This is a genomic window from Mesorhizobium sp. PL10 (assembly GCF_053714315.1).
The window spans coordinates 1-3,096 of record NZ_JBSKBR010000095.1 but is presented as its reverse complement, the minus strand read 5'-3'; the positions used below and the strand labels follow the sequence as shown (position 1 = coordinate 3,096).

Annotated in this window: 4 protein-coding genes and 1 pseudogene; 2 read left to right on the top strand and 3 right to left on the bottom strand. The window is 60.7% G+C overall.

Features of this window, described 5'->3' with window-relative positions:
• Positions 1–281 precede the first annotated feature (281 nt).
• Positions 282–398, top strand: a pseudogene (locus ACWGTO_RS32965) (IS110 family transposase); the annotation flags it as partial.
• Between the two features lie 260 nt (positions 399–658).
• Here ACWGTO_RS32965 and queE read toward each other — a convergent pair.
• Genes queE through queC form a run of 3 tightly spaced genes read right to left on the bottom strand, consistent with a single transcriptional unit; the run spans position 659 to position 2,465 of the window.
• Positions 659–1,390 carry a 7-carboxy-7-deazaguanine synthase QueE gene (queE, locus tag ACWGTO_RS32960; protein WP_454578880.1) on the bottom strand — a complete coding sequence of 244 codons (732 nt, stop codon included), beginning with the start codon at positions 1,388–1,390 and terminating at the stop codon, positions 659–661.
• Positions 1,387–1,743: a 6-pyruvoyl trahydropterin synthase family protein gene (locus ACWGTO_RS32955; protein WP_454578879.1), complete on the bottom strand. Its 357-nt coding sequence runs from the start codon at positions 1,741–1,743 to the stop codon at positions 1,387–1,389. Before ACWGTO_RS32955 ends, queE begins: the two co-directional genes overlap by 4 nt.
• Before the next feature lie 11 nt (positions 1,744–1,754).
• Positions 1,755–2,465, bottom strand: coding sequence for a 7-cyano-7-deazaguanine synthase QueC (gene queC / locus ACWGTO_RS32950; protein ID WP_454578878.1), 711 nt, complete (start codon positions 2,463–2,465; stop codon positions 1,755–1,757).
• Between the two features lie 393 nt (positions 2,466–2,858).
• Between queC and ACWGTO_RS32945 the strand changes: the two genes are divergently transcribed.
• On the top strand, positions 2,859–3,096 hold a 238-nt coding region (locus ACWGTO_RS32945; RefSeq protein WP_454578877.1), incomplete at its 3' end, for a 3-methyl-2-oxobutanoate hydroxymethyltransferase.

The following is a 3,096-nucleotide window of genomic DNA, read 5'->3' as shown; positions in this document are numbered from 1 at the left end:
CTCAGATCAAAGCCTCAGCGGCGAATGGTTGAGTCAGACGCCAACGACACGCTATCGCAATCAGCTGTCGAGAAGCTGACCGGTCAGGAAAACCCGCGTCCACAGGCCTCCATTTTCTAACACGCCCGCTCGGTGCGGCGCGGCAATCAACGTGAGAGCGCGCGCTCTCCCAGATTGATGGTGTGGAACGGCCCGCTACCGACAGCATCTAAGTGCTAGAACGTGGTCGTTGCAAGCAACGCCACAAGGAAGGGAGCCGTTCCGTGAAGTAGGTTAGCACCATCGACGTGGATTTGGCCAAGAACGTTTTTCAAATTCATGGCGCCGACGCCGAGGGCGCGCCGATTTTCAATCGCAAACTGCGTCGAGCCGAGCTGCTAGGCTTTTTCGAAAAGCTTCCGCTCGACAACGAACGTGTCCTTGACAATCGAGAGACCGTGCCGACAGGAAAGCGGAAATCACACGACGGCCTGCGTGATAAGTCGAATCCCACCGTCGGAAAAGTTATGGCTCTGTCTGTCCTGCTGCAAGCCTTGCGGCTTCGGGCTGGAAAATGTTTTCCCGATTTGGCCGCGCCACCTCAAGGACCAAGTGAACATGGGTAACAAGGGCCCGTCTAAATCGACAAGCGTGCTGCCGGGGAATCAAGACGAAACCGTCAGACGCCGCGTCTGTTACCCCAGGCCAGCACATGCAACTGCGGCAGGACCGTTGCCGTGAACCAACCATCCGCCGTGACCTTGTCGACAAGCCAGCGGAAGCGCCGCATCAGATCGTCGATGTCGGCCTGTTCGCTGCCAAGGCCCGCATGGGAGATCAGCGGAGCAGGGTTGCCGACCTGCAGATAAACCGGCAGAACCGGATAGCGGCTCGCCATTAGCCGCGCGTAGCTGTAGTCGTCGTCGTCAAACACAGTCACCTTGACGACGCATCGCGTTCCGCTCTTTGCCGCCGCGACACAATCGTCGAGCGGCTGCCAGTCGGTCGCCATTCCCGAAGACGGCGGCTTCGGGCTAAGAACGAGCCAGTCGAGCGCGGCAAACCAAGGCTGCGAAACACTGCCTTGGGTCTCGAGGGCGAAGGTATGACCTTTCTGGTGACCCTGTTCGACGAGCGGAGCCAGAGGCTGCAGTGCAGGATTGCCCCCCGACAGCGAAACAAGCACCCGCGCGGAGTTGGACAGCCGCTCCACCTCCCTCAGGATCGCGGTCGGGGTCATCAGCGTCCAGTCTTCGCGGAACTCGGGCAGCACCGCATAAAGGGTATCGCACCAGCTGCAGCGGTAATCGCAACCGCCGGTGCGGACGAATACAGTTGGGCGGCCGATCAACGGACCTTCTCCCTGGACCGTCGGGCCGAAGATCTCGCTGATGCGGATACTCCCCTTCATGGACGGTATTCCGCCCACGTTTTCGGGGTCTCGCTGATGCGCACGGCCGCGACTTCTGGCCAGCGCTCACTGCACCAGTCGAAGAGCCACTTGGCAATGACCTCGCTAGTCGTCCGGTCATGTCCGAGGGCTTCGTTGAGGTGGCGATGATCCAAGGTGTTGTCGATGAGCGCCTTGAGCTCCGAAAGTTCGCGGTAATCGCGGACAAAGCCGACCGGATCAAGCTCGGCCGACTGCAACACGACCTCGACTTCGTAGTTGTGGCCGTGCAGCCGCGCGCAAGGATGCTCCGCCGGCAGTCCGCCGATCACATGTGAGGCCGAAAAGGCAAACCGTTTGGCGATGGTATACATGACTGCGCGTTCTATTGCCGTTGCGTTGCCTGGTATTCCTGGCAAGCTTCGATCCAGTAATCGGGGTCTTCGTAAGATGTTGGATCGTTTTGAGCAGCGAGGTGAAAGGCCTCGCGCCGCTCGACGCAGGTGCCGCAACGACCGCAATGATGAGCGCCGCCCTGGTAACACGACCAGGTTTCCGCAAAAGGCACGCCTAGTCGTGCGCCTTCACTGACAATGTCGGCTTTGCTCACTTGCAAGAACGGCGCGTAAAGGGCGATCCTCGCCAGTCCGTCCAGCGCGTGGCGCTGCATGGCCTCGAAGGCTTCGACAAAAGCCGGGCGGCAGTCCGGGTAGATGAAATGATCCCCGCCGTGGACCGCTGCCGCCACGGCATCGGCCTGTTCCGCCGCGGCTACACCAAAGGCGACCGCCAGCATGACTGCGTTGCGATTGTGTACGACGGTGACGCGCATGCTGTCTTCGGCATAGTGCCCCTCGGGGACCGGGCCGCCGCTGGTCAGCGCCGACCCGGTTAGCAGGCGGCCGACCGCGGTGATATCGACGACGTCGTGCGGCACGCCGAGGCGCACGGCGCAGCTGCGCGCGAAGTCCAGCTCCTTTTTATGGCGCTGACCGTAGTCAAACGACACGAGGCGGGTGAGGGCTCTTTCGGCTGCGACCTTGTAGGCGAGCGTGACGGAATCCAATCCGCCGGAACAGACAACGATAGTTTTCACCAAGCTTCCTTGTTTTTACCGGGTAGGCTGCGACCGGATCGGCTCACGTGCCGATAGACGCTTTGCAAATCACGCACGAATGAGCGCCATCCACCAAGCGGACAGAAAGCGCCGTCCGCTTCGAGGCGCAACGAATAAACAGTGTTGTGCCAATGTCAATGAGAAGTGCGCGGGCGAATGTCTTGGTGGCCCGCTTGACCGTTGCTGACTGGACGGATGCAGCGACTGAGGGGTCAGCGGCCAGGGAGACGCTTGCGGAACTGAGAATTGCTGTCCCGCCAAACTCCAAGAATGGCGTCGGCAAATGATTGTGCGCTGCAAATTCCCGCTTCGCAACTGCACAAAAATGTGGCACATGCTTCCATCCTCTGACGCAGGGGAAGGAGAAACCTGGTGAGCGCAACCGCAGGTTCGAAGGCATTGACCGTCCCGGAAATCGCGGCGCGGAAGGGCAAGTCGCCCCTTGTTTGCTTGACGGCCTATACTACGCCTGGCGCCAAGCTTGTCGACGGTCATTGCGACGTGGTGCTGGTCGGCGACAGCGTCGGCATGGTGTTGCACGGCATGTCGTCCACTGTTGGCGTCACGCTCGAAATGATGATCCTGCACGGTAAGGCGGTGCGGCGCGGAC

What these genes read in the sequence shown, in the direction of transcription:
- ACWGTO_RS32955 (WP_454578879.1), bottom strand. Translation starts at nt 1,743, where the DNA reads ATGTATACCATCGCCAAACGGTTTGCCTTTTCGGCCTCACATGTGATC.
- queE (WP_454578880.1), bottom strand. Translation starts at nt 1,390, where the DNA reads ATGAAGGGGAGTATCCGCATCAGCGAGATCTTCGGCCCGACGGTCCAG.